Source organism: Clostridium sp. LIBA-8841, assembly GCF_034439435.1.
Lineage (GTDB): Bacteria > Bacillota > Clostridia > Clostridiales > Clostridiaceae > Sarcina.
This window is the reverse complement of sequence record NZ_JAPCKJ010000002.1, coordinates 600,322-621,654: the sequence shown is the minus strand read 5'-3', so window position 1 is coordinate 621,654 and position 21,333 is coordinate 600,322. Positions and strand designations below refer to the sequence as shown.

Genomic DNA, 21,333 nt, shown 5'->3' with positions numbered 1-21,333 from the left:
AATATGAAGAAGCAATAAAAGAATATGAAGAAGCATTAAATCTAAAATGTACAGATGAGTTAAGAGCAACGATTTATAATAATATTGGTAGCTCATTTTATTATAAAGGAGAATACGAAGAGGCAATAAAAAAATATGAAGAAGCATTAAATCTAAAATGTACATATGATTTAAGAATAACAATTTATGAAAATATTGGCAATTCATATTATGAAAAAGGAGAATATGAAGAAGCAATAAAAGAATATAAAGAAGTATTAAAGCTAGAATGTAATGATAAGGTGATGACAGAAATTTACAATAAAATAGGTAACTCATATAATAATAAAGGAGAATACGAAGAGGCAATAAAAGAATATAAAGAAGCATTAAAATTAGAATGTACAGATCAATTAAAAACAATAATTTATAATAATATAGGTAATTCATACTTTAATAATGAAGACTTTAAAGAAGCAATAAGAGAATATAAAGAAGCATTAAAATTAGAACTTACAGATCAATTAAAAGCAACAATTTATAATAGTATAGGTAATTCATACTTTCTTAAAGGCCAATATAAAGAAGCAATAGACGAATACCAAAAAGTATTAAAGTTAGAAAATAAAGAAGAAAAAAGAGTAGAAATTTATAATAATATAGGTAATTCATATTTCAACAATGGAGAGTATAAAGAAGCAATAAACGAATATAAAGAAGCTTTAAAGTTAAAGTGTAATGACGAGTTGAGAGCAGAAGTTTATAATAATATAGGTAATTCATACTTTCTTAAAGGAAAACATAAAGAAGCAATAGAGGTATATGAGAAATCAATAGAAATTTTTAAAAAAATATTAAAATCACAAAGTTTAGATAATAATCAAGTAGTTTATTTTAATTTAAGCCAAATATATAATTTAATATATAATATTAGAACTGATGATAAATATTTAAACGAAGCTAATAAGTATTTAGTTAAGGCTAATGATAATAAGTTTTATGAATATATAGAAAAAATGAATTTTAAAAGTGATATAAAATTAAAGATATATAAACTCTTTAATAAAGTAATAGGTTTGAGAGATAGTATGATTTATAAAGAAGATAAGGATGTTGGTCATTATACTAAAATTGGTACATTAAAACATTTAGTAAAGCCCAATATAGAAAATTCGGATATAAATGAAGCAAAGCTAAGATTAAACAATGTTGCCTATATGAATGATCCTACAGAGGGAGAGGTTTTTATTGAATTACTTTTAACAAAAGTTAGGGAAGATGAAAAGTTAAAATATGCTAAAGAATTTATAAAAAATTTATATATTACTAAAAGTGATACTAATAGAGAGATATTAAATCGTAAGAGTAGTGTCTTTTTAACAAGTTTTTCAGAGGCTATTGATACTTCACTTCCTATGTGGGTCCAGTATAGTGATGATGGACAAGGCTGTTGTATTACTATAAAGTCAAGTTTTTTTGACAAAGAAGAAAAATCTTCACTTAGTGACTCGTTTAAAGTTACTAAGATTAAAAAGTCAGAAAAATTAGTTTATACTATTAGTAAGAGTGATATAGGTGATATCAGTGGTTTAGCTAAATATTACTCTAGTAATAATTTGAAACTTTTAACAGACTTTTCTGATACGCCTTATTATGAAAAGAGTAAAGAAGATGAGTGTTATTGTTTATATAAGATACAATATCTAGAATATAATAACGATGGATATTATATAGCTGAAGATAAAGAGGAAAGGTTTAAAGATTTAGTAGAATCTTTATGTGACTTAAGAGAGGATATAGATTTCAATCCTGACCTAAAACCAATTATTCAAAATATTTTAGATCAAATAAGGTTTTTGTTTAAAGATAAAAATTATGAGCATGAAAAAGAGTTAAGATTAATTAAATTTGAGAATAATGGTAAAGTTCAATATACTGGTGAAAATGAAGGTTTTGTAGTACCACATGTTTATATTGAAATGGATAAAGAATTAGAAGTAGAAGAGGTTATTTTAGGACCTAAAGCTAAAAATCCTACGGAAATATCTACATATTTATATTATACAGATAAAGTTAAACAAGTATCAAAATCAAAAATTAAATATAAATAAAATTATTTAAAAACTCCTTGTCTTAAAATTAGTTAGTATTTTTAGGACAAGGAATTTTTAATTATTAAAGGGAATTTAAGAATCTAACATAACCTCAACCAACTCCAAAGGTGGCTCCAAGAGATTAGCCATTTTCTAAGCAATTTTCTTATTATACTTTTATACTATCTAATCTGATATAAGTAAGTGCGCTGCAAAGATTCTAGCATATTTTTCAAAGTCATCCTTTGGTTCCAATAAAGCATCAGTTACAACATGTATCTCTTCCTTCGGATGAATCAAAAGATAGCCTAGTTCATGGGCGCAGACAAGCCTTTTTGTTTTTAGCGAACAACTCTTATTTAGGTGTATAAACCTTTGTCTTTTATAGGTATGAGAATACCCATATATATCACCTAGATCTTCTTCTAGGAGCACGATTCCCATTGCTAATGTTATTTCTAATGGATCCCTTAATCCATACTTTTCTACTAATTGGTTTGCTAATTTTTTTATATTCATATATAGTGGATTGCACCAACTAAACTCCTGATTAAATTTTATGAGTTTTGATGCAAGCCATTCACCTACCTTTCAATATTTTAATGATGAAAGGATAGTGGTGTAATAGGCTTAATTGATTTTTTTATTAGCTACTTGGTTTAGAAGAAAATTTGTTTTTGGCAATTAGCTTTGCCATTTTCATTGAATGTTCTAAGCTTTCTTTAAAAGCTTTTCTTGTTTCAGCATCTAAAATTACCCCTTCAAAGGCTATGTCCTTTTCAAGATTCTCTAGGTTGTTTAGGGTTTTCTCTAAATCTGTTTTTATGTTTAGAGTTTCCTTTTTTGAAAGAGAACCAGTTGCATAAGGAACATTTGAATCATTATGAATTATATGTTTTTCAACAATTACATTTTCAGAAAGCTCTTCAATTTCTTCAAAGCTTTCTTCTTCTAATTCTTCCTTAAGAGGTTTTAGATAATAATCTTCTTCTAGTAGGGTATCATCAAAAAATGACTTTAAATCAAGCTTTAGAGAGGATGCTAATGCCTCAATAGTATCAAAGCTTGGGTTATACCTGTTATGCTCTATGTCTGAGAGATATGAGCGAGATATACCTGTCATTTCAGCCAATGCCTTTTGAGTCAATTTTCTCTTCTTTCGTAGTTTTTGTAGCCTATAACCAATAAACATAAGCCAATTCCCTCTTTTATATTAAGTTTTTATCTGATTAAGATTATCTTGATTTTGGATAGAGATACAGGACCATAAATAAGGGCTTAAGATATCTTTAAATCAAGATAAGTTAAAACAGAGATTTATTTTAAAGTTTTATTATGGTTTAACTAAATTTTGAACTTAGAATATTTAAAGCTATGAAGACTTTATTCCAAGTTTATATATTCTATTTTGGAATTTTGAAAATATTAAAATTTATGTAGCGTAATAATAGTATTTTAGAATAATTTTATGAGGTATTTTAATATAATTATGGTTTTTGGGCGGAGTTTGGCCATACTTTGGTCGTACTGGACGGACTTTTCCTATTTATATAGTATAGGAAAAAATATAAATTACAATATAGATAAAAATAATTTTTATATGTATACAATTATATAAAATAGGAAAAAGTCGGACCTTTTTAAGAAAAGTCTGCCTAAAGTGAGTTATATCAAGCTTTGAAGAGGTGGACAGATATTAAAAAGTCCGTCCAAATTATTAAAAAATCCGTCCATAATATAAAAATATAAAGTTTAGGGGATAGAGTTTATGAATAAAGAAATGGTTGATCTTTTATTAATATATAGTAAAAAAGGAAATAAAGAAGCGATGGAAAAGCTTTTTGAGATTCACAAAGGATTGATATATAAGTATTCAACTAAGTATTTCATAAAGGGTTATGACAGGAAAGATTTAGAGCAGATAGCATGGATTGAATTCATAAATGGAGTGAAAAAGTATGATGGAAAGTTTGAAATAGATTTTGTGGCATTTATAACTATACTCTTAAGAAATAAATATGGAAGTATGCTAAAGAAAAAAGAGTCCATTTTAAATTTTTCTAGTCTAGATACACCTATCGGAGAAGATATTACAATAAAAGATACCTTAGAAGATGATTTTTCAATGGGAATTCATTTTGAGAATAGAGAAGAGCATGAAGCATTAATTAATGCTATGAGCTCCTTAAGTGAAGAAGAAAGAGCCTTTATCTTATACATTAATGAGGAGAGAGGAAACATGCAAAAGTATTATGAGAAACATAAGGATAAAATGAGCTTTAATGCTGTTAGATATAAGAAGAAAAAGATTATGGACAAGCTCCAAAAGGGATTTAAGGATAGAGGAATAAAAATAATTTAGCATAGATATTTACCGTATTTAGAAAATCAAAACTATATAATAAGAAAGTCCTTGTTTATTAGCAAATGCTTATAGACAAGGACTTTTTATATTTGGCAAATGATGATTTAAAGAAAACTTACAAATAGTATGAAGAGTATGTTTAGAAATTCTTTGAGTATATTTGTAAGTTTTTATTACTTTATATATTTTTATAAGGTAACATTTTATAATAGCTTTCTAATAACCTGAATCATCAATTTTCCAATTACTTGTTTTATCTTTTCTTATTAATACCCATTGAAAATCTGTATATGTTGTATCAGGAACTAAAGTTGGATTATCACCTGAATCATCAACATAGAAGTTTGAAAATAGAACAATAACATTTTCTGCTTTAGCACCATTTACTGAACCACGTCCATATTCTAAGTAATCATTAACCCAACTATTAGATTTTTTCTCATCATACCATATTTTTTCAAGTGTACAAGCTGGAAAATCAAAACCTTTTTTCACACGATTTATAGCAGAATCTATTTCTTCTTTAGAAAATTTAGTGGACTCACTAACTTCAATTGAAAGATCCTTAGATATTTTGCTCATATTACAGGCAACTAAGGAACCAATTAACAAGACACAACAGAAACACATAATAAGTTTTTTCATATATAAATACCCCTTTATTCTATAAGTTCTAAATAATAAAAACTAGTTACTGTTATTATACTGTATGAAGTTATCCCATACTCAATAGGTTAACAATATTATAATTATATTTTAACGAATTATGATAAAATATCATTAAGATACTTAATTTTATAAAAGGATTTATAGAAATATCTTTGTTTTAAAATAGTGTTGATTTTTAGAGAAAACTTATTATTAAGTTAGGTTTTAAGGAACAGTAAAAATTAATCTTACTTAAATAAAATAACTAGGGGGAAAGTAGATTGGTAAAAAATTTTTTTGTGTAGTTACAGTATGTTTTTTTATGGAATTTTTATTTGATTCAATAGATCAAATTATGATAAATAGCGAATTTTTTAGGAATATGAATTTATACTATATTAGTACATTTTTTAATGTTTTTTTAGTTGTAATCCTTATAGGGTATTATTCATATCTTTATAAAAAATATGAAAAGTAATTATAATATTGAAAATCAATGAAATATATTAAAATAAATTTTGGTAGTAGTTTTTAAACAGGTGGGTTCAAATTCATGAATCCACCTTTTTTATATGTGTCATATATATTTGACACATATAAAGATAAATGGTATTATTTTCTTGCAGTCACATATATATGACATGAATTGGGGGGAAGAGATGAATAATATAAAAAAATATAGGCTTTTAGCTGGTATGTCTCAATTAGAACTTTCAAAAAAGGTTGGAGTTGCAAGACAAACTATAAATTTAATTGAAAACCAAAAATATAATCCATCTCTAGATTTATGTATTAAAATTGCCAAAACTTTAGGAACTGATTTAAATACATTATTTTGGGTTAATGAGGAGGAAAAAGAGGATGAGTAAATTAGCAAAAACACTTCAAAAACATTACATAGGATATACAGGTGAAAGAGATGAATATCAACAGAGAGTTATTTCTGAAATCTTAGCAACAGCAAACATATATTTATCATATCTTCTTATAATTGCTTTGGTAGGAAGTTTAATATTTGATGGAATTAATCATAGTTTATCCTTTGGAACAGTAGCCTTAACATTATTGCAGGTTATAAATTCATGTTATATTTCAGAAAAAATTAGAAAGAGTGGCGTTGATGAAACTGAATTTTATGATGATAAAAGCTATAGTATGCAAATAAAAAAATTAAAAGGACAGTGTATTATAGGATCAATTCAGTGGGGAATTTTTGTTTTTTCTGTAAGTTGTTATATTTGGCCTTGGATTTTAGGGGAAGCCATTAATATAGATTTATCTAAGGTTATCATTTGGACTGTTACTTCAATTATTTTTGGAACCGGATTATACAGTATGGGAAAATCAAAGATAAAAAGAGTTTATTAGTTTAGGGATTATTAAGTGAAGAGTTAAAGGTAATTAAATATATAGTAAGAAAAAGTACTTGTTTATTGGCAAAAGCTGATTGCAAGTACTTTTATTATTTTCAGAAAGTATATATTAATTCAGAAAGTTATACTATAAAACTTCCAAGCAGATATCCATCAACCTCTCTTTTAGTCTTGAAAAAAGATAAAATTTATACTATAGAACTTTCAAACACTATAAGAGCATCTTGTTAATTAGTAGAATTTTAATGAAGTTTAAAAGTAGTATCTACTTAAAAGAAAGTTAATAATGGGACAGAGATTTTAATTTGAATATTACCCTACATGATGTAAAATATAATCATATATACAATTTATTGTTATAGGGATTTGTGATGAGCGAAAAAATAAAAGGAGATAGCTCTGCTGCTATATTAAGAAAACTCAAACTATCAATTCTTATAATATTCATTTCAGCATTCTTTGCATTTATTACACCATTTTCTCAAACAAGTACTGCAACTGGATTTTATATGACAGGGACAGTATTAATAGGAAGCAAAGTTGGAGTGTTTATAGTGGGAATATTATTTATGGTTTCATTATATAGAGCATTAAAATTTATACTGACATCAATAGATATATTACTAGAAAAGAAAAATGACTAGTAAGTTTAGTTAATTAAAGATATTTCAAAGTAGAAAATTTTACAAAGTAATTTTATTAAAGGAGAGAGTAGATAGCATGTTTAAAAAAGGCTTTTTAATTGAATTAGACAGTATTCCTAAAACTGATGATGAGATTTGTTTAGAGGTTGCAAAATATTGTGGGAAAAATAATTTACCCTTTGAATTTATTAAAAGGACTTCACCTATAGTTGCTATGATTGAAGAGGACAAGTAAGAAATTACAAAAAAATATCAAACTTCTAGAGTGAATTGTTGGGTTTTAAGCTGTAGAGAAGTTGAGTAGATAAAGGGGATTTATCTAGGCTTAATTAAGGGGAATAGAAGTCAATAGTAGCTTAAATATACCAATATATGATGAAACTTTAGTGCTAATTAAGAGGGTATATAAGCTCTATTTAGAAATTAATCATGGTTTAAAACAGATTTAGGTATAAAAAAACTATTAAGCAAGAAGTAAGCAATATAGCAGTTTATAGCAGTGTAAAAAACTTTTGACATGGCTAAAACAGCCAATATCAAAGGCTTTTGATGGTAGGATTTCATTTCAGGTTATACACTGATTATGCAGGAGGACATTTTATGGAGATTGGAAAACAGATAAAAAAATATAGAACAGAGATGAAGCTTTCACAGGATGAATTAGCTAGAGAAATATTTGTATCTCGGCAGACTATTTCAAACTGGGAGAACAATAAAAACTATCCAGATGTGAAAAGCTTATTATTACTAAGCTCTCTTTTTGATGTATCTCTTGACATACTTATTAAAGGAGATTTTGAAGAAATGAAAGAGAAAATTAAATCAGAAGATATTGATAAGTTTAACCATGATGGTAATATTTTTGTTGTATTATTAATATGTACTATGGTATTAGTTGTTCCACTTACAGTATTCATGGGGTATATTGGATTTGGAATTTGGGGAGTTATTGCTATAGCAGCAAATTATTATGGGTTTAAGGTTGATAAGCAGAAAAAGAATTTTGATATTCAGACTTATAAAGAAATTCTTGCCTTTTCAGAGGGAAGAAGTATGGACGAGATTCAAAAGAATCAAGAGTATGGAAAAAGACCATATCAGAAAGTTTTCATAGTAACAGCTGTAGCAGTGATCACTATAGCAATATCAGCTATTATGATGTATATACTATCATAAAATTAAAGAATAAATTTAGTCGAAATCTGTTCTATATAAAAAAGATCCTTGTATATTAGTAATTTCTAGTACACAAGGACTTTTTAAGTTAATAAATATGGACTTTATAAAATAAGATAATCATAAGGTTATAAGAAAAGCTACTATTTTAAGAACTTTTATAAAACTATGAATTAAAATTTACTCATTCTCTCTAATAAATCTACAAGGATTTCCGTAGGCAATAGTGTTGCTTGGAATATCCTTTGTTACAACGCTTCCTGCGCCAATAACAACATTATCTCCAATGATGACACCTGGCATAATTATTGCTCCGCCACCAATCCATGCATTGTCTCCAATTATTACAGGAGCTGTTTGAGTCTTACAAAACTCAAATGAGCCATCTGCCTTTGGTTTACCAAATCTATCAATAGCATTTGTTGGGTGGAAAGCAGTATATATTTGTACATTAGGAGCAATTAAGGCATTATCTCCAATAACAATTTTATTATCATCTAAAAAAGTACAATTCATATTAACTTCACAGTTATTTCCAAAGTAAATATTGTTTCCATAGTCAGCATGAAAAGGTGCAGTAATCCATAAGTTTTTTCCACGCCCACCAAGTAATTCACTTAAAATGCGTTCCTTTTCCTCTAAGTTTGCAGAATCTGTATTGTTATAATCTCTCACTAAATCTTTTGCTTTATGCCATTGAGTTAATAATTCTTCATCACCACAATCATAAAGCTCGTCTGCTAGCATTTTCTCTCTTTCAGTCATATTTAAAACCCCCATATCCCAATTTATTACTTATATACGCCCACATTATACCATCCCTTTATAACCACTACAACCTAAAGGATAAAAGTTAAAAATTTCTTATTATTAATCAATACCCATAATAAAGGCTTTTTATATTCTTAAGAAAATAATCTCATAGTAAGGTGAACTTATGTAATTAATAGAATCTTTAATTTATATATAAATTTATATTTTATTAACAGTCTTTTTAAGTTGAAATAGATAATATTTACCAAATTTATGATAAAATCTATTATGTTAAAAAAATATATTAAATAAGGGGAGAGAAAGTGAAAAAGAATGGGAAAAAAGGTTATATGATAAATTATAAGGGAAAAAAGTATATATAGAGAGCAGTGAAGATGTGGATATAGATTCTCTTAAGAGATCAATGAATTTTAGCTTTACTATTAAATTAATGGTGATTACTCCAATAGTATTCTTTATATTCAACTTAATTGTACTTAACATAATATATTCTGAAATACTAAAGGAAAGTGTTTTTGGACAGAAAAACATGATATATCATGTAGTATTTGTGTTTATGATTTTATGGGCAATATATTTAGCAATAGATTTTCAAGAAAATCCAAATAGAATATATTTATTTTCAGGTGTATTTTGCTTAATTGAATCAATATTCTTTCTTGCTAATGGTGTTCATATACTTTATTTTTTACTTGGAAAAAGTGGTATAGTATATATTGCTATAGGAATAGGTGTATATTTAGCTAACTTTATATTTAATGCATTTCTTGCATATCTCTTTATAAAGAAGAAGTATTCAGAAGAGGACAAGAAGATTACTAGGGTAAGAGTCTTTAGTATTATATTGATATTTGCTAGTGCAATTATATTTAATATTAGTATAAATTCAGAATTTCATAATATCAATTTATTGTATCCTAATTTAGTGGATCCTACAGTCTTAACATATAGTACTTTAAACTTTGCATTAAGTCATTTAATTGTTATAGGTACCATAAATATATACAAATACATTAGTATAAAAAAATAAAATTTATACAATAGCTGATCTTAAAAATGGTCAGCTATTTTTTGTTAAGAGCAGAGATAAAAATAATATATAAAAATTGGAAAAAAATGTTTTTTAATAATTAAATTTAATATATAATAAAGTTATAGAAATAATTTTATTAAGGGGAGATTAGATATTATGTTCAAAAAAGGCTTTTTAATTGACTTAAATGATATGCCTAAAACAGATGATGATATTTGCTTAGAAGTAGCAAAGTATTGTGGAGAAAATAATTTGCCATTTGATTTTATTAAAAAAACTTCACCTGTAATTGCTAAGATTAAAGACAGCAAATATGAAGTTAAAAAGAAATACCAAAATGGTAGATTCATGAATTACTGGGTTTTAAGCTGTACAGCAGTAAATTAAATAGGATAAATATTTAGGGGGATTTAAGACATGTACATGTTTTAAATTTAAGTAGTAGATCAGAAAATTAAACTTTTATAGAACTAAGTAAACTTTAAAATTTATAGAGAAACTAAATCTACTTTTGTAGCGATGACAGAAATTATAAATAAACTTAATGAAAAGTTTTTGAAAGAGAAATCAATATAAATGTTTTGTATGCCATGATAAAACATTATTATTTATATAAAAGGTGAGCTTCTTTAGAGAGGCTCATTTTTAGTTTAGGCTTTGTTTGAAGTGAATGCTTAAAACAGAGTTTTTAAATTAATAAATCAAGATAGTAAAGATACTTTTACAATATGTTTATGGATAAAAATGGGATTAAGTATATAATAAAATAAAGATAAGTTTATTAAAGGGGAGTAGAGGATATGTTTAAAAAAGGATTTTTAATTGATTTAGATAGTAATCCTAAAACAGATGATGACATTTGCTTAGAAGTAGCAAAATATTGTGGAAAAAATAACTTGCCATTTTAATTTATTAAGAGGACTTCACCTGTAACTGCTATGATTGAAGGAAGTAAGTATGAAATCACAAAGAAATATCAAAGGGTTAGATTGTTTAATTGTTGGGTTTTGCATTGTAAAGAAGTAGACTAAAACTATAAAAACTAATAGACTTATGCGAGGATGCAATAATTATTAGAATAATATTAAAAATAAGGATGTTTTATATAAAAATAATGAGTTTAAAAGTTAAACTTAAATAATAAAATTATAGAAATTTAATACTAAAAGAGCAACAAATTTTTGTTGCTCTTCTAATAGTTAAGACTCTTTATTCTTAAAATTAATGCGTATCAATTTTAAGGCTGCAAATATAAAAATTATAGCACCTATAAAAGATAAAATTTTGCTTAAGAAGATTATTATTTCACCTAAATATGGAATTGGAATCTGGGCTGCAAACCATAAAGTATTATTAAATACATTAGACTGCAATAAAACAAGCATAAGTGATCCTAAAGCTAAATACATTAAATTAGTATTTTTGATTTTCATCTATATACCTCCATAATTATATTTAAATTAATAACCAAACTTCTTTTATAAAGTATTTATTTAATTTATATTGCAATTACTTACATAGAATTACTTTAATAACCTAATCTTTATTAAAGTTTGTATTTAAAGTTATAATCATAACCAAGCCTTTTATATTGAAAATTCATTAAAATATAGAGTTTTCAGTATGTTTTATCTTAAAAGATTAACCTTGCTTTTTAAATTTTAACAAGTTTTATGGTATCATTAAAACATACTAAATTTTAACAAAAATAATATAAGAAATAATAATTTAGGAGGGGCAAAAATGATAAGATTGGGGATTGCGGGAATTGGATGCATTGCTGAAGAGTATATAAAATTGATTGTTAGCAATAAAATTAAGGGGTGCCATATTTGCGCTTTATCAAGTAGAAATTTTGAACGTATGGAAAGTATTTGTTCTCAATATGATTTGAAAGATGTTTCATTGTTTACAAGTTATGAAGATATGCTTGAGTCTGGAAAGATAGATATGGTGATGATTTGCACACCACATTTTAACCATCCGTCAATGGCAATTAAGGCTATTGAATCAGGTATTCACCCATTAATTGAAAAACCAGTTGGTGTATTTTCAGATGAGGTAGAAGAACTTATGAAATGCATAGAAAGACACCCTAATATTTTAAGTGGTGTACTGTATTGTAGAAGAACTAGTCAAGCTTTTAATAAAGTAAAAGATATTATTTCTTCTGGAAAAATAGGAGAGTTAAAGAGAGCTAACTGGATAATTACAAACCTGTATCGTACTCAGGCATATCATAATGCACAATCATGGAAAGGTACATATAAGGGCGAAGGCGGTGGACTATTAATGACACAAGCTTCACACCAATTAGATTTATTAATCTGGCTTTGTGGTATGCCTAAAAATATTAATGCCTTTTGCTATTGTGGTGCTGAGCGTGAGATAGAAGTAGAAAATGATGTAATGCTGCATATGCAATATGAGAATGGTGCAACTGCTCAGTTTATAGCATCTTCAAGAGAGTTTCCAGGAAGTAACCGTTTAGAGATAATAGGAAGTAAAGGACAGATAATTCTATGTGATGATCAAAACTTGATATTCCGTGAATTAGAGCAGGATGAAAAACTTTATGCAAATACAACAAATGAACTCTATGGGAAAATTCCATTCAAGGAACAAGAATTTACATTTAATGATGCAGATAATTCAATACAACAGGCTGCTATTGTAAACAATTTTATAAGTTCTATTGAAGGTAATACAATGGTGTTGTGTCCTGTAAAAGAAGCCATAAATTCTTTATATATAATCAATGGAGCTTATTTATCATCATGGAACAATGAGGTAGTTACTTTCCCAATGGACACTAAGGAATTTAGAGTAAAATTAGAAGAAAGATTTTAAACTGATTTTAGAAAAGACAATAGATTTATAGAAGCTTGTAATGGTAATAAATATATATATTTAAAGATAGGGAAAAGGGTTATAAAAAAGAAAGCGAGTGATTGCTTATGAACAAAAAGTTGTTTGGAATGAGTATAATCCTTATAGTAGTGGTATTTTCTTGTTTTTATAATATAAGCAGAAATTTAAAGAATAATCCTTCAGTAGAGAAGCCAATACATAATCTTTTAAATGGATTTTTTAAAATTGAATATGGAAAGGATTCTTTAAATTATTCAGATTTTGTGAATAATCCAGACCTTGTGGAGATGTTAACTTTAAATAAGAAACGTTTTAAAAGTACTACCAATAAGGACTTTAAGATTAAAATAACCAGCATTCATAAAAAAGAAAATGAGAGTTATATCGTTAAGTTTAAGACTTTACAGGGACAAAAGATGGATACTTTAACTGAATACACCTGTTTAATTGAAAAAGAAAATAATAAATACTATATAAATAGATTTATTAATAATATAGCCTTAAAAGATAAAGATCCAGTTAAATTTATAGAAGATGATAATTTATATGGCAACTATATTAAAGATTTAATTATTTCTTTTAGTAAACAGAATCAAAGCACAAATAATTAAAACAGAAATAATAAGGGAGAACATTATGGGGAAAGAGTATTTAAAAGCAAATGAAAATGATTATGAGGAGTTAATTGATTTTATAAATTATGTGTTTAGTCATTCTGGTGGAAGTACTGATTTTCTAAAATTATTACCTAAATTATATAGGAATAATAATAAAATAAAGTACCATCATATAATAAAGGTGGATAATAAGATAAAAGGGGTAGTAGGTGCATTCCCACTAACTTTAAGTGTATTAGATGAAAAAATAAATGTTGTAGGAATAGGCAGTGTATCAGCTCATCCTTATTCAAAGGGAAAGGGATACATGAAAAAGCTTATGAATGAATCCATTGAAGAGATGAAAAGGGACAAGGTAGATATTAGTGTTCTTAGTGGATATAGACAAAGGTATGAATACTTTGGATATGAGCCTTGTGGTCAACAAATAACCTTTAATATCTTAGATGTAAACATAAATTATAAGTGTAATGAAGTGATTGATGAGAGAATAAGCCTTAAATTATTAGATGAAAATGATAATACTATGGTAGAAAAAGCATATGAACTTCATTCTAAGAAAAGTGTAAAAATAGTAAGAGAAAAAGGTGAGTTCTTAGATATATTAAAATCATGGAATTGCAGCATTTATTCTGTTTTTAAAAGTGAAAAATTTATTGGATATATTGCAGCAAATAATGGATTTATAGATGAAATAGTTTTAGAAAACAACAGTGATTTAAATCTTGCCATAGCTTCATACATAAAAACTTTCAAACAAAATGAAGTAAACTTAAGGCTTCCAGTCTATGAAATAGAGAAAATATCAGAACTTATGAAGATATGTGAAAATTACTCAATTACAAAAAACAATAACTTTAGAATATTTAACTATGAAAAAGTAGTTAGGATAATGCTAAAACTAAAAGCTACTTACTCAAAGTTAGAAGATGGAGAATATAACATAAGCATAATAAATTATGGAGTTTTAAAGATCAAAGTTCATAAAAATAATGTTGAAGTTAAGAAGGTTCAAGAGGAACCTAATATTGAACTAAATGAGCTAGAAGCAATTAAGTTTTTATTTTCTCCAATAAAGCCATACTTTAACTTCAATAATGAAGTTCCAAACTTTTTAAATAGCTGGCTACCATTACCTTTATATATAGAAGGTTTGGACTGTGTATAGCTAATAAATTAATACCTAGAAAACAGTGAAACTGTAAGAAAAATTAGGATTTATCAAAGTGAAAAAGAAATGACTAAGGTTATTATGAATGCTATAATATAAAAAATAAAAAGAGGTGAGAGAAGATGTGTGGTGGTATTATTGCCCAAAAGATTGCATAAACCCATGTAAATAAGAATAGTATTAACTTTTTATATATTTGCATGGGAGGAATTTAAAATGAAAGAAAATAAATATGATAAGGAAGAATTCTTTTTAAAGTATGGAGAAATGGCACGTTCTAAAAATGGTTTGCAAGGAGCTGGTGAGTGGTCTGAATTGCAAAAGATATTACCAGACTTTAATCATAAGAAAGTTTTAGACTTAGGATGTGGATATGGGTGGCATTGTAAATATGCTATAGATAATGGAGCAAGCTATGTACTTGGAACCGATATATCACATAAGATGCTTGAAGTAGCTAAAGAGAAGAATAATCATAAGAATATAGAATATCAATGTGCAGCTATGGAGGATTTGAATTTTCTAGAGGAAACATTTGATATAGTAATTAGTTCCTTAGCTTTTCATTATGTAAGAGATTTTGAGCCTTTAATATCTAAAATATCAAAATGGATAAAAAAAGGGGGAGAATTTGTTTTCTCCGTTGAACACCCTGTTTTTACATCTTATGGATCTCAAGACTGGTACTACGATGAAGATGGGAATATACTTCATTTTCCTGTAGATAATTATTATTATGAAGGCAAACGTGAAGCTGTATTTTTAGGAGAAAAAGTTACAAAATATCATAGGACACTTACAACTTATCTCAACATTTTACTTCAAAATGGATTTGAGTTTCAACATATTATTGAACCAAATCCACCAGAGGAAATGATGGATATAGAGGGCATGAAGGATGAAATGCGTCGTCCTATGATGCTACTTATTTCAGTAAAAAAGAAATAGCATATTAAAATTTTAGTCAGTAAATCATATTGAGCAAAAGCCATTATGATTTACTGCTTTTTGCATTTGAAAAAGAAGTGGTAACATGACAATAATAAGCCAAGAATTGTTATGGCAACTTGAGTAATCATTAGAGCATAATAATACTTTTCATTTAAAAATACACTAATTATTGCAATAAGTATTACCCCTAAACCTGTATAGAATATATCACTTCCAACAAATCTAGACACTGCATTCTTATCATGTTTTTCTTCATCATAGAAGTTAAGAATATCTCCTGCATTAAAAAACTTTACTATTCCTCCAATGAAAGTTAGTATTCCACCTCCTAAAAGGGCAAAGATTAATATTCCTGTTAAATCTGGTTTCATAAAAGACTCCTCCCCATATGATTCTAAAGTATTACTTATTAAATAGATTTTATTTTAAGCTAGTGATTATTTAAGATAATTCTTCAACTCTATTTAATTTCTCAAAGAATTCCTATTATCTAAAATATTATGATAAAATATAATAAAATTCAATATTTTACATATAAATGAAATAAATAATAGAAGGGTCGTAATCAAATGAATAAAAAATATTGTGAATTAATTGATGAGATACAAAAGACATTAGATGATAAAGAGGTTAAAAGCAGTGAAGAATTAACCAAGCTTTTAAGTGGATATAAAAAGGCTTTAGAGAATGGAGAAGAGTATAATTTGGCTTGTACAAAATTAACTAATGATATAACGAGTTATGTAAGATATCACAATTTTAAAGCTCCAGAAGCAGTTTTAAACCTATATAATCACTTAGCAAATGTTGCAAGCAAATATAGAGGTATACCTTCATTTATTACATGGTTTTAATTGATGATGTTGATGCAGCACAAGTTAGAAGAACAAAACGCCTTTATTTATTACAGGGTTCTAAGTATTTGAAAGTAGTATAAAATTAAAGTTGAGATTCTTAATAGAAAAAGTGTAAACAATAAAGTTTTTAATCCTATAACTACAAGTTAAATAAAGCGTTTGCTTTGCAATAGGGAGGGTAAACAATAAAGTTTTCAATCCTATAACTTGATTTTAAAAGCTTACATAGAGTAGAGTGTATTTAACTAATTAAGAAAGAAATTTTACCTAAGTTATTAAAATCCTTAACTTTTAATAGTTTAGGTAATTTAATATACATATATTAAAAATAAAATCTAACTTTAAGAAAGAATTTGATTTTTGTAAGGTGATAGTTATGAAGATAAGAAATGAATTTACATGTCCATTAGAACTTATTACAGATATGATTAAGGGTAAGTGGAAAACTATAATAATATGGAGACTTAGAATAGGTGAAACATCACTATCTAAGCTTAGAAAAGATATAAATGGAATAACAGAGAAGATGCTACTTGAAAACTTAAAAAATCTAATAGATGTTGGGATTGTTGGTAAGAATGAATATAGCGGATATCCTTTAAGAGTTGAATATTATTTAACTAAAAGAGGGAAAGACATACTAAAATCTCTAGAAATACTGCAACAAGTTGGCATTGAGTATATGATTGAACATGGAAGAGAAAGTGAACTTGCTGAAATAGGGTTAATTGATTAATACCTACAAAAAAAGTTAAGGCACGCTAACGCTCTTATCTGTGATATCACTTTGTTAATTGATTAATACTTACAAAAAAGTGGGTAATTGTCTATGTTTTATATTAAAGGTATCATAAAGTCATAAAAGAAATGAGGTAATATTGAGCTTAATTTTATACTTGTTTTGAATTATATTTTAAATTCAGTATTGATTTTAAAAGAGGTCTTTGTTTTTAGTTTGGCATTAATCCTAGCTAAGACTTAGGACTATATAATTTAAAAAAATATACTTTTTAGGAGGATGACTTTATGAGAGTAAGCAGTAAAGGAATAATTGATGGAATAATACATGATAAATATGGTAAAAGAGGAGAAGTGGATAAGCATGGAATACCAACTTGTTCATTACCTTTAAAAATAGAGAATGCACCAGAAGGAACTAAATCATTTGCTGTAGTAATTGAAGACAAGGATGCTATCCCTGTAAGTGGAGGATTTTCATGGATACATTGGGTGGCTGCCAATATAACTAAAGATGAGTTAGAAGAGAATGAAAGCAGAACAAACAATGAAATTATTCAAGGATTAAATAGCTGGATTAGCATTCAAGGAGGAGAAGTAGCAAAAGAATTTTGTATGTATTATGGTGGAATGACTCCTCCAAATGAAGCTCATATTTATGAAATACATGTTTATGCACTAGATTGTTTAATAGACTTAAAAAACGGATTTTATCTAAACGAATTACATAAAAAGATGCATGGACATATATTAGAACAAGTTACTCTAAAAGGAGAATATGATAGCTAATTAGTAAAATCTAATAAGTTAGTAAAATAACTTATTAGATTTTTATTTATAATATCTTTTATTTATCCAGTATATTTATCGCATCCTTTTACATGTTCACTGCCATATACGCATCCTGCTTTACATACAACATCACCTACTTGTAATGTTTTTTCTTGCATATTTTTTGTGTTTTTTTCAGGTAAAGCATTTTTATTATCTTTCATATTATTTTGAGTATCTTTACCTTGCTTTAAATCTTCATTATTTTTAGGCTGGTCTTTTTGTTCATTTTCATTTGGTAATGTATCATCAATGTTTTTCTCTTTTTGATCCTCTGTAGCTACTTCATTTAACTTGTTATCTTCTGTAATTGCTACTGAGTTATTATGAGTACTATCATTTATCCAATTATATGTTATTTCTACTGTTTTTACTCCTATAAATATAATACCTAATAAAATTACTATTTTCTTTGCTTTAATCATTAATCCTCCTTATACCCTAAAACTTTTTTCAATTAATTATTATTAAAATTTATATTTAGTAAAGGGCTAAATATTTATCTACATTGTATATGTAATTAAATACAATTTGAAGATACAAATTAAAAACAAAGTGTGATAAATTTCCAAACTAAATTTATGTCAACACATCGAATACAAAAATTCGAACTTATTTAGCATGATAAAAATGAAGTAACCTCTGTTAATGAAGGAATATTTGTTAATAGCAAAGAATTTGAACCAGGGAAGGTAAGAGTAGTAGTAGCTTCATTAGGAACTGAAATAGAAAAAACTTCAGACTTAGTAAATATTGTTAATATAATACTTAAACTATATACTTAGATAGATAAGGTGATGGTATATTAAAAATAAATTAGTATTGTAATGTTCAGGTATTTAATGCGTAGTTAAGTAGAGATATTATACTAAAGTAGCAGAAACTATTACACAATAACTTTATATTAGAAATTGCAACTTTAAGTTGCTAAAAATTATATAAAAGAAATCAAAGGTTGGTGTAAGGATAGGGCTACTTTCCTTTATAATAAATTTATCAGAATATAAAGGGGAAGATATAACATGAGTTTTGGACAAAATATTCAATTTTTAAGAAAAATGCATAAGGGTATGACTCAAGAAGAGTTGGCAGAGAAGATGGGAGTTTCTCGCCAAACTATTTCCAAGTGGGAACTTGATAATACATATCCTGAGATGGATAAAGTAATAGAACTATGTAAACTTTTTTCGTGCTCTATGGACAAATTAGTTAGGGAAGATATAAATATGATTAATGAAGCTTATTCCAATATTAGAATAGAAAAGGTACCCTCATTTACTTTTGTCAAATATGCAGTAATAAGTGAAGATCCGGAAGATGATGCTATGAAACACATAAAACATTGGGCTAATAGTAATGGGATTAATGAGCCAGAAATAATAGGATGGGATTTTCCAAATGTATCACAGGAACAAATTAATGTGTATAATATGCATGGCTATGAAGCAGCATGTATTTTACCTTTAAATTTTGAAATAGAGAATAATAAACTAGAAGTTATAGTTCAAAAAGAGCAATCTTATGCCATTATTACAATTAAGGAACCTTTTAGTGAACCATTTTCTCTTATTCCAAATGCATATAAGACACTTATGATGTATATGGAAGTAAACTGTTATAAACATAAGAATAGTAAAGACGTTATACATTGTTTTGAAAAGGTATATGAGAAGGATGGTATAAGTTATATGGATGTTTATATAGCTATTGAAGATTAGTTTTATAGTATCTTAAGAGAGTAAAGTGTAAAAATTATTTAGAGTATTTACAGATAACTGTATCATAAGTAAGTGATGTTATTCATATTAAGTATTAATATTACTAGGACTTATAGGGAAGATGTAGAAATATTAAAGATATTAATTCTTCTTTTATGCTGAGAAATATTAAGTTAAATACATTGTAATCAGGAAAAAACTGTATGTTTTTTTAATTATTTAAAAAAATAAATAAAAAAGGTTGCAAGTAGTTAAATACCATGTTATACTAAACTAGTAGCAAAGTAGCTAACAAAAAAGTTTCATTTAGATAAATAGTTCTCGAAATTAGAGATTATATATCCATTTAGAATCTTTAATTTTAGGAGGAATGTTTATGTCAGATAAAACATTAAAATGCAGAGATTGCGGAAGTGAATTCATATTTTCAGTAGGAGAGCAAGAATTCTACAAAGAAAAAGGATTTGAAAATGAGCCAACAAGATGTGTATCTTGTAGAAGAGCTAAAAAAGAACAAAATAGAAGATAATTTTAGATTGTTAAAGGTTGTAGTTTAAACTGCAACCTTTTTTTATTATAATAAAATAGATATTAAAATATAAATACATATAGTCATTAGATGGGGGACGAGAAGTATGCAGAAGTATAATGAAAATAATCCAATGCTTGTTAACTCTATGGTGTGTACTATAGATATGCTTGGTTTTTCTCAGATGATAATAGAGTCATGTAACAATAAATACGGAAATGATTTACTTAAAGAAATCAATTTCCTTATAAATAAGAATAAACAATGTATAATTAAAAATAAGTATAGCCAAGGGAAAATAAAAATATATACTGATAATATGATTGTGGGATATCCTATAAAAGATGATGGGGAAGAAGCCTTAAATGAAATATTAGATAATGTTTCAGAATATCAGTTTAATTTAGCTCTAGAAGGTTTTTTTGTTAGAGGTGGAGTTAGTGTAGGTGATTTTTATATTAATGAAGATATAGTTTTTGGTCCTGCTCTTTTAGATGCACATTATATTGAAAGTAATTTAGCATGTTATCCAAGGATTGTACTAGATGATAAAGCAGTAAGTAGACTTAGAAAATACATAAGTAATTATGATATAGCACCGCAGCGAAATAAAATATTAATAGATAGCGATGGACAATGGTTTTTAAATTATCTAAATACAATATTTAAATATTATACTGAATGTAATAATAAGTATGAATTTGAAAAAATGCAGATAGAGTTACTTTATAAACATAAGGTTAAAGTAGAGGAAATGTTAGAGTTAAACAAAGAAAACATAAGGGTTTGGGATAAATTTGTATGGGTAGCTAATTACCATAATTATTTTTGTAATATAAATTTTGAAAATGAAAAAGATCTAAGAATAGATAAGAATAAATTGCTTTCATGGCCAAGAGGTCTTTCAAGTAGAGATACTTAATATTTTTAGATTACTATATATCTTTGAATTGTTATAGGTTGTG

General features: G+C 26.7%; 27 protein-coding genes. 20 read left to right on the top strand and 7 right to left on the bottom strand.

Going from position 1 to position 21,333, the window contains the following annotated elements; genetic code table 11:
• A partial coding sequence (locus OIF33_RS08590; RefSeq protein ID WP_322503821.1) for a tetratricopeptide repeat protein occupies nucleotides 1-2,090 on the top strand: 2,090 nt, incomplete at its 5' end.
• A 168-nt stretch (nucleotides 2,091-2,258) separates the two neighbouring features.
• Here the strand turns inward: OIF33_RS08590 and OIF33_RS08585 are convergent.
• Both OIF33_RS08585 and OIF33_RS08580 read right to left on the bottom strand, forming a co-directional pair.
• Nucleotides 2,259-2,591, bottom strand: a complete 333-nt coding sequence (locus OIF33_RS08585) for an ImmA/IrrE family metallo-endopeptidase (protein WP_322503820.1) — start codon at nucleotides 2,589-2,591, stop codon at nucleotides 2,259-2,261.
• Nucleotides 2,592-2,718: 127 nt separating this feature from the next.
• Nucleotides 2,719-3,264 carry a helix-turn-helix transcriptional regulator gene (locus OIF33_RS08580; protein WP_322503819.1) on the bottom strand — a complete coding sequence of 182 codons (546 nt, stop codon included), beginning with the start codon at nucleotides 3,262-3,264 and terminating at the stop codon, nucleotides 2,719-2,721.
• Between the two features lie 576 nt (nucleotides 3,265-3,840).
• On the opposite strand from OIF33_RS08580, the gene OIF33_RS08575 reads away from it, so the two are divergent.
• The gene (locus OIF33_RS08575) at nucleotides 3,841-4,434 is read left to right on the top strand and encodes a sigma-70 family RNA polymerase sigma factor (protein WP_322503818.1); all 594 of its coding nucleotides are present in this window, start codon (nucleotides 3,841-3,843) and stop codon (nucleotides 4,432-4,434) included.
• A 219-nt stretch (nucleotides 4,435-4,653) separates the two neighbouring features.
• On the opposite strand, the gene OIF33_RS08570 is transcribed toward OIF33_RS08575, so the two are convergent.
• Nucleotides 4,654-5,082 carry a DUF4829 domain-containing protein gene (locus tag OIF33_RS08570; protein WP_322503817.1) on the bottom strand — a complete coding sequence of 143 codons (429 nt, stop codon included), beginning with the start codon at nucleotides 5,080-5,082 and terminating at the stop codon, nucleotides 4,654-4,656.
• 662 nt (nucleotides 5,083-5,744) lie between these two features.
• Between OIF33_RS08570 and OIF33_RS08565 the strand changes: the two genes are divergently transcribed.
• The 5 genes from OIF33_RS08565 (at nucleotide 5,745) to OIF33_RS08545 (ending at nucleotide 8,278) form a co-directional block, all read left to right on the top strand.
• Nucleotides 5,745-5,954, top strand: coding sequence for a helix-turn-helix transcriptional regulator (locus tag OIF33_RS08565; protein ID WP_322503816.1), 210 nt, complete (start codon nucleotides 5,745-5,747; stop codon nucleotides 5,952-5,954).
• Entirely contained in the window at nucleotides 5,947-6,453 is a 507-nt protein-coding gene (locus OIF33_RS08560) for a DUF3278 domain-containing protein (protein WP_322503815.1), read from the top strand. Before OIF33_RS08565 ends, OIF33_RS08560 begins: the two co-directional genes overlap by 8 nt.
• 376 nt (nucleotides 6,454-6,829) lie before the next feature.
• The gene (locus OIF33_RS08555; protein WP_322503814.1) at nucleotides 6,830-7,102 is read left to right on the top strand and encodes a hypothetical protein; all 273 of its coding nucleotides are present in this window, start codon (nucleotides 6,830-6,832) and stop codon (nucleotides 7,100-7,102) included.
• 76 nt (nucleotides 7,103-7,178) lie between these two features.
• Nucleotides 7,179-7,337: a DUF4318 domain-containing protein gene (locus OIF33_RS08550; protein ID WP_322503813.1), complete on the top strand. Its 159-nt coding sequence runs from the start codon at nucleotides 7,179-7,181 to the stop codon at nucleotides 7,335-7,337.
• 365 nt (nucleotides 7,338-7,702) lie between these two features.
• Nucleotides 7,703-8,278, top strand: coding sequence for a helix-turn-helix transcriptional regulator (locus OIF33_RS08545; RefSeq protein WP_322503812.1), 576 nt, complete (start codon nucleotides 7,703-7,705; stop codon nucleotides 8,276-8,278).
• A 180-nt stretch (nucleotides 8,279-8,458) separates the two neighbouring features.
• On the opposite strand, the gene OIF33_RS08540 is transcribed toward OIF33_RS08545, so the two are convergent.
• Nucleotides 8,459-9,043: a sugar O-acetyltransferase gene (locus tag OIF33_RS08540; RefSeq protein ID WP_322503811.1), complete on the bottom strand. Its 585-nt coding sequence runs from the start codon at nucleotides 9,041-9,043 to the stop codon at nucleotides 8,459-8,461.
• A gap of 385 nt (nucleotides 9,044-9,428) precedes the next feature.
• Between OIF33_RS08540 and OIF33_RS08535 the strand changes: the two genes are divergently transcribed.
• From OIF33_RS08535 to OIF33_RS17090, 3 genes are all read left to right on the top strand, one after another.
• Nucleotides 9,429-10,082 carry a hypothetical protein gene (locus OIF33_RS08535; RefSeq protein ID WP_322503810.1) on the top strand — a complete coding sequence of 218 codons (654 nt, stop codon included), beginning with the start codon at nucleotides 9,429-9,431 and terminating at the stop codon, nucleotides 10,080-10,082.
• A 159-nt stretch (nucleotides 10,083-10,241) separates the two neighbouring features.
• Complete coding sequence (locus tag OIF33_RS08530) at nucleotides 10,242-10,472, top strand: DUF4318 domain-containing protein (protein WP_322503809.1); 231 nt, start codon at nucleotides 10,242-10,244, stop codon at nucleotides 10,470-10,472.
• A 413-nt stretch (nucleotides 10,473-10,885) separates the two neighbouring features.
• The gene (locus tag OIF33_RS17090; protein ID WP_416173354.1) at nucleotides 10,886-10,993 is read left to right on the top strand and encodes a DUF4318 domain-containing protein; all 108 of its coding nucleotides are present in this window, start codon (nucleotides 10,886-10,888) and stop codon (nucleotides 10,991-10,993) included.
• 291 nt (nucleotides 10,994-11,284) lie between these two features.
• Here OIF33_RS17090 and OIF33_RS08525 read toward each other — a convergent pair whose 3' ends face one another.
• Entirely contained in the window at nucleotides 11,285-11,518 is a 234-nt protein-coding gene (locus tag OIF33_RS08525) for a hypothetical protein (RefSeq protein WP_322503808.1), read from the bottom strand.
• 310 nt (nucleotides 11,519-11,828) lie between these two features.
• Here OIF33_RS08525 and OIF33_RS08520 point away from each other — a divergent pair, with 310 nt between their 5' ends.
• The 4 genes from OIF33_RS08520 to OIF33_RS08505 all read left to right on the top strand — a co-directional run bounded on the left by OIF33_RS08520 (nucleotide 11,829) and on the right by OIF33_RS08505 (nucleotide 15,692).
• Nucleotides 11,829-12,935, top strand: coding sequence for a Gfo/Idh/MocA family oxidoreductase (locus OIF33_RS08520; RefSeq protein WP_322503807.1), 1,107 nt, complete (start codon nucleotides 11,829-11,831; stop codon nucleotides 12,933-12,935).
• Between the two features lie 107 nt (nucleotides 12,936-13,042).
• Complete coding sequence (locus tag OIF33_RS08515) at nucleotides 13,043-13,567, top strand: hypothetical protein (protein WP_322503806.1); 525 nt, start codon at nucleotides 13,043-13,045, stop codon at nucleotides 13,565-13,567.
• A 25-nt stretch (nucleotides 13,568-13,592) separates the two neighbouring features.
• Nucleotides 13,593-14,741, top strand: coding sequence for a GNAT family N-acetyltransferase (locus OIF33_RS08510; RefSeq protein WP_322503805.1), 1,149 nt, complete (start codon nucleotides 13,593-13,595; stop codon nucleotides 14,739-14,741).
• A gap of 219 nt (nucleotides 14,742-14,960) precedes the next feature.
• On the top strand, nucleotides 14,961-15,692 hold the full coding sequence (locus OIF33_RS08505; RefSeq protein ID WP_322503804.1) for a class I SAM-dependent methyltransferase: 732 nt from the start codon (nucleotides 14,961-14,963) through the stop codon (nucleotides 15,690-15,692).
• 50 nt (nucleotides 15,693-15,742) lie between these two features.
• On the opposite strand, the gene OIF33_RS08500 is transcribed toward OIF33_RS08505, so the two are convergent.
• Nucleotides 15,743-16,066 (bottom strand): DUF3784 domain-containing protein, encoded by a 324-nt coding sequence (locus tag OIF33_RS08500; RefSeq protein WP_322503803.1) that lies wholly within the window; start codon nucleotides 16,064-16,066, stop codon nucleotides 15,743-15,745.
• A gap of 198 nt (nucleotides 16,067-16,264) precedes the next feature.
• Here OIF33_RS08500 and OIF33_RS08495 point away from each other — a divergent pair, with 198 nt between their 5' ends.
• From OIF33_RS08495 to OIF33_RS08485, 3 genes are all read left to right on the top strand, one after another.
• Entirely contained in the window at nucleotides 16,265-16,549 is a 285-nt protein-coding gene (locus OIF33_RS08495) for a bacteriocin immunity protein (RefSeq protein WP_322503802.1), read from the top strand.
• Nucleotides 16,550-16,928: 379 nt separating this feature from the next.
• On the top strand, nucleotides 16,929-17,288 hold the full coding sequence (locus OIF33_RS08490; protein WP_322503801.1) for a helix-turn-helix domain-containing protein: 360 nt from the start codon (nucleotides 16,929-16,931) through the stop codon (nucleotides 17,286-17,288).
• 290 nt (nucleotides 17,289-17,578) lie between these two features.
• On the top strand, nucleotides 17,579-18,079 hold the full coding sequence (locus OIF33_RS08485) for a YbhB/YbcL family Raf kinase inhibitor-like protein (protein WP_322503800.1): 501 nt from the start codon (nucleotides 17,579-17,581) through the stop codon (nucleotides 18,077-18,079).
• Nucleotides 18,080-18,141: 62 nt separating this feature from the next.
• On the opposite strand, the gene OIF33_RS08480 is transcribed toward OIF33_RS08485, so the two are convergent.
• Nucleotides 18,142-18,546, bottom strand: coding sequence for a hypothetical protein (locus OIF33_RS08480; protein ID WP_322503799.1), 405 nt, complete (start codon nucleotides 18,544-18,546; stop codon nucleotides 18,142-18,144).
• Between the two features lie 597 nt (nucleotides 18,547-19,143).
• On the opposite strand from OIF33_RS08480, the gene OIF33_RS08475 reads away from it, so the two are divergent.
• From OIF33_RS08475 to OIF33_RS08465, 3 genes are all read left to right on the top strand, one after another.
• A complete protein-coding gene (locus OIF33_RS08475) occupies nucleotides 19,144-19,839 on the top strand; it encodes a helix-turn-helix domain-containing protein (protein ID WP_322503798.1) in 696 nt (231 codons plus the stop codon).
• Between the two features lie 376 nt (nucleotides 19,840-20,215).
• Entirely contained in the window at nucleotides 20,216-20,368 is a 153-nt protein-coding gene (locus tag OIF33_RS08470; RefSeq protein ID WP_257916321.1) for a zinc-ribbon domain-containing protein, read from the top strand.
• A gap of 106 nt (nucleotides 20,369-20,474) precedes the next feature.
• On the top strand, nucleotides 20,475-21,290 hold the full coding sequence (locus OIF33_RS08465; RefSeq protein WP_322503797.1) for a hypothetical protein: 816 nt from the start codon (nucleotides 20,475-20,477) through the stop codon (nucleotides 21,288-21,290).
• Nucleotides 21,291-21,333 lie beyond the last annotated feature (43 nt).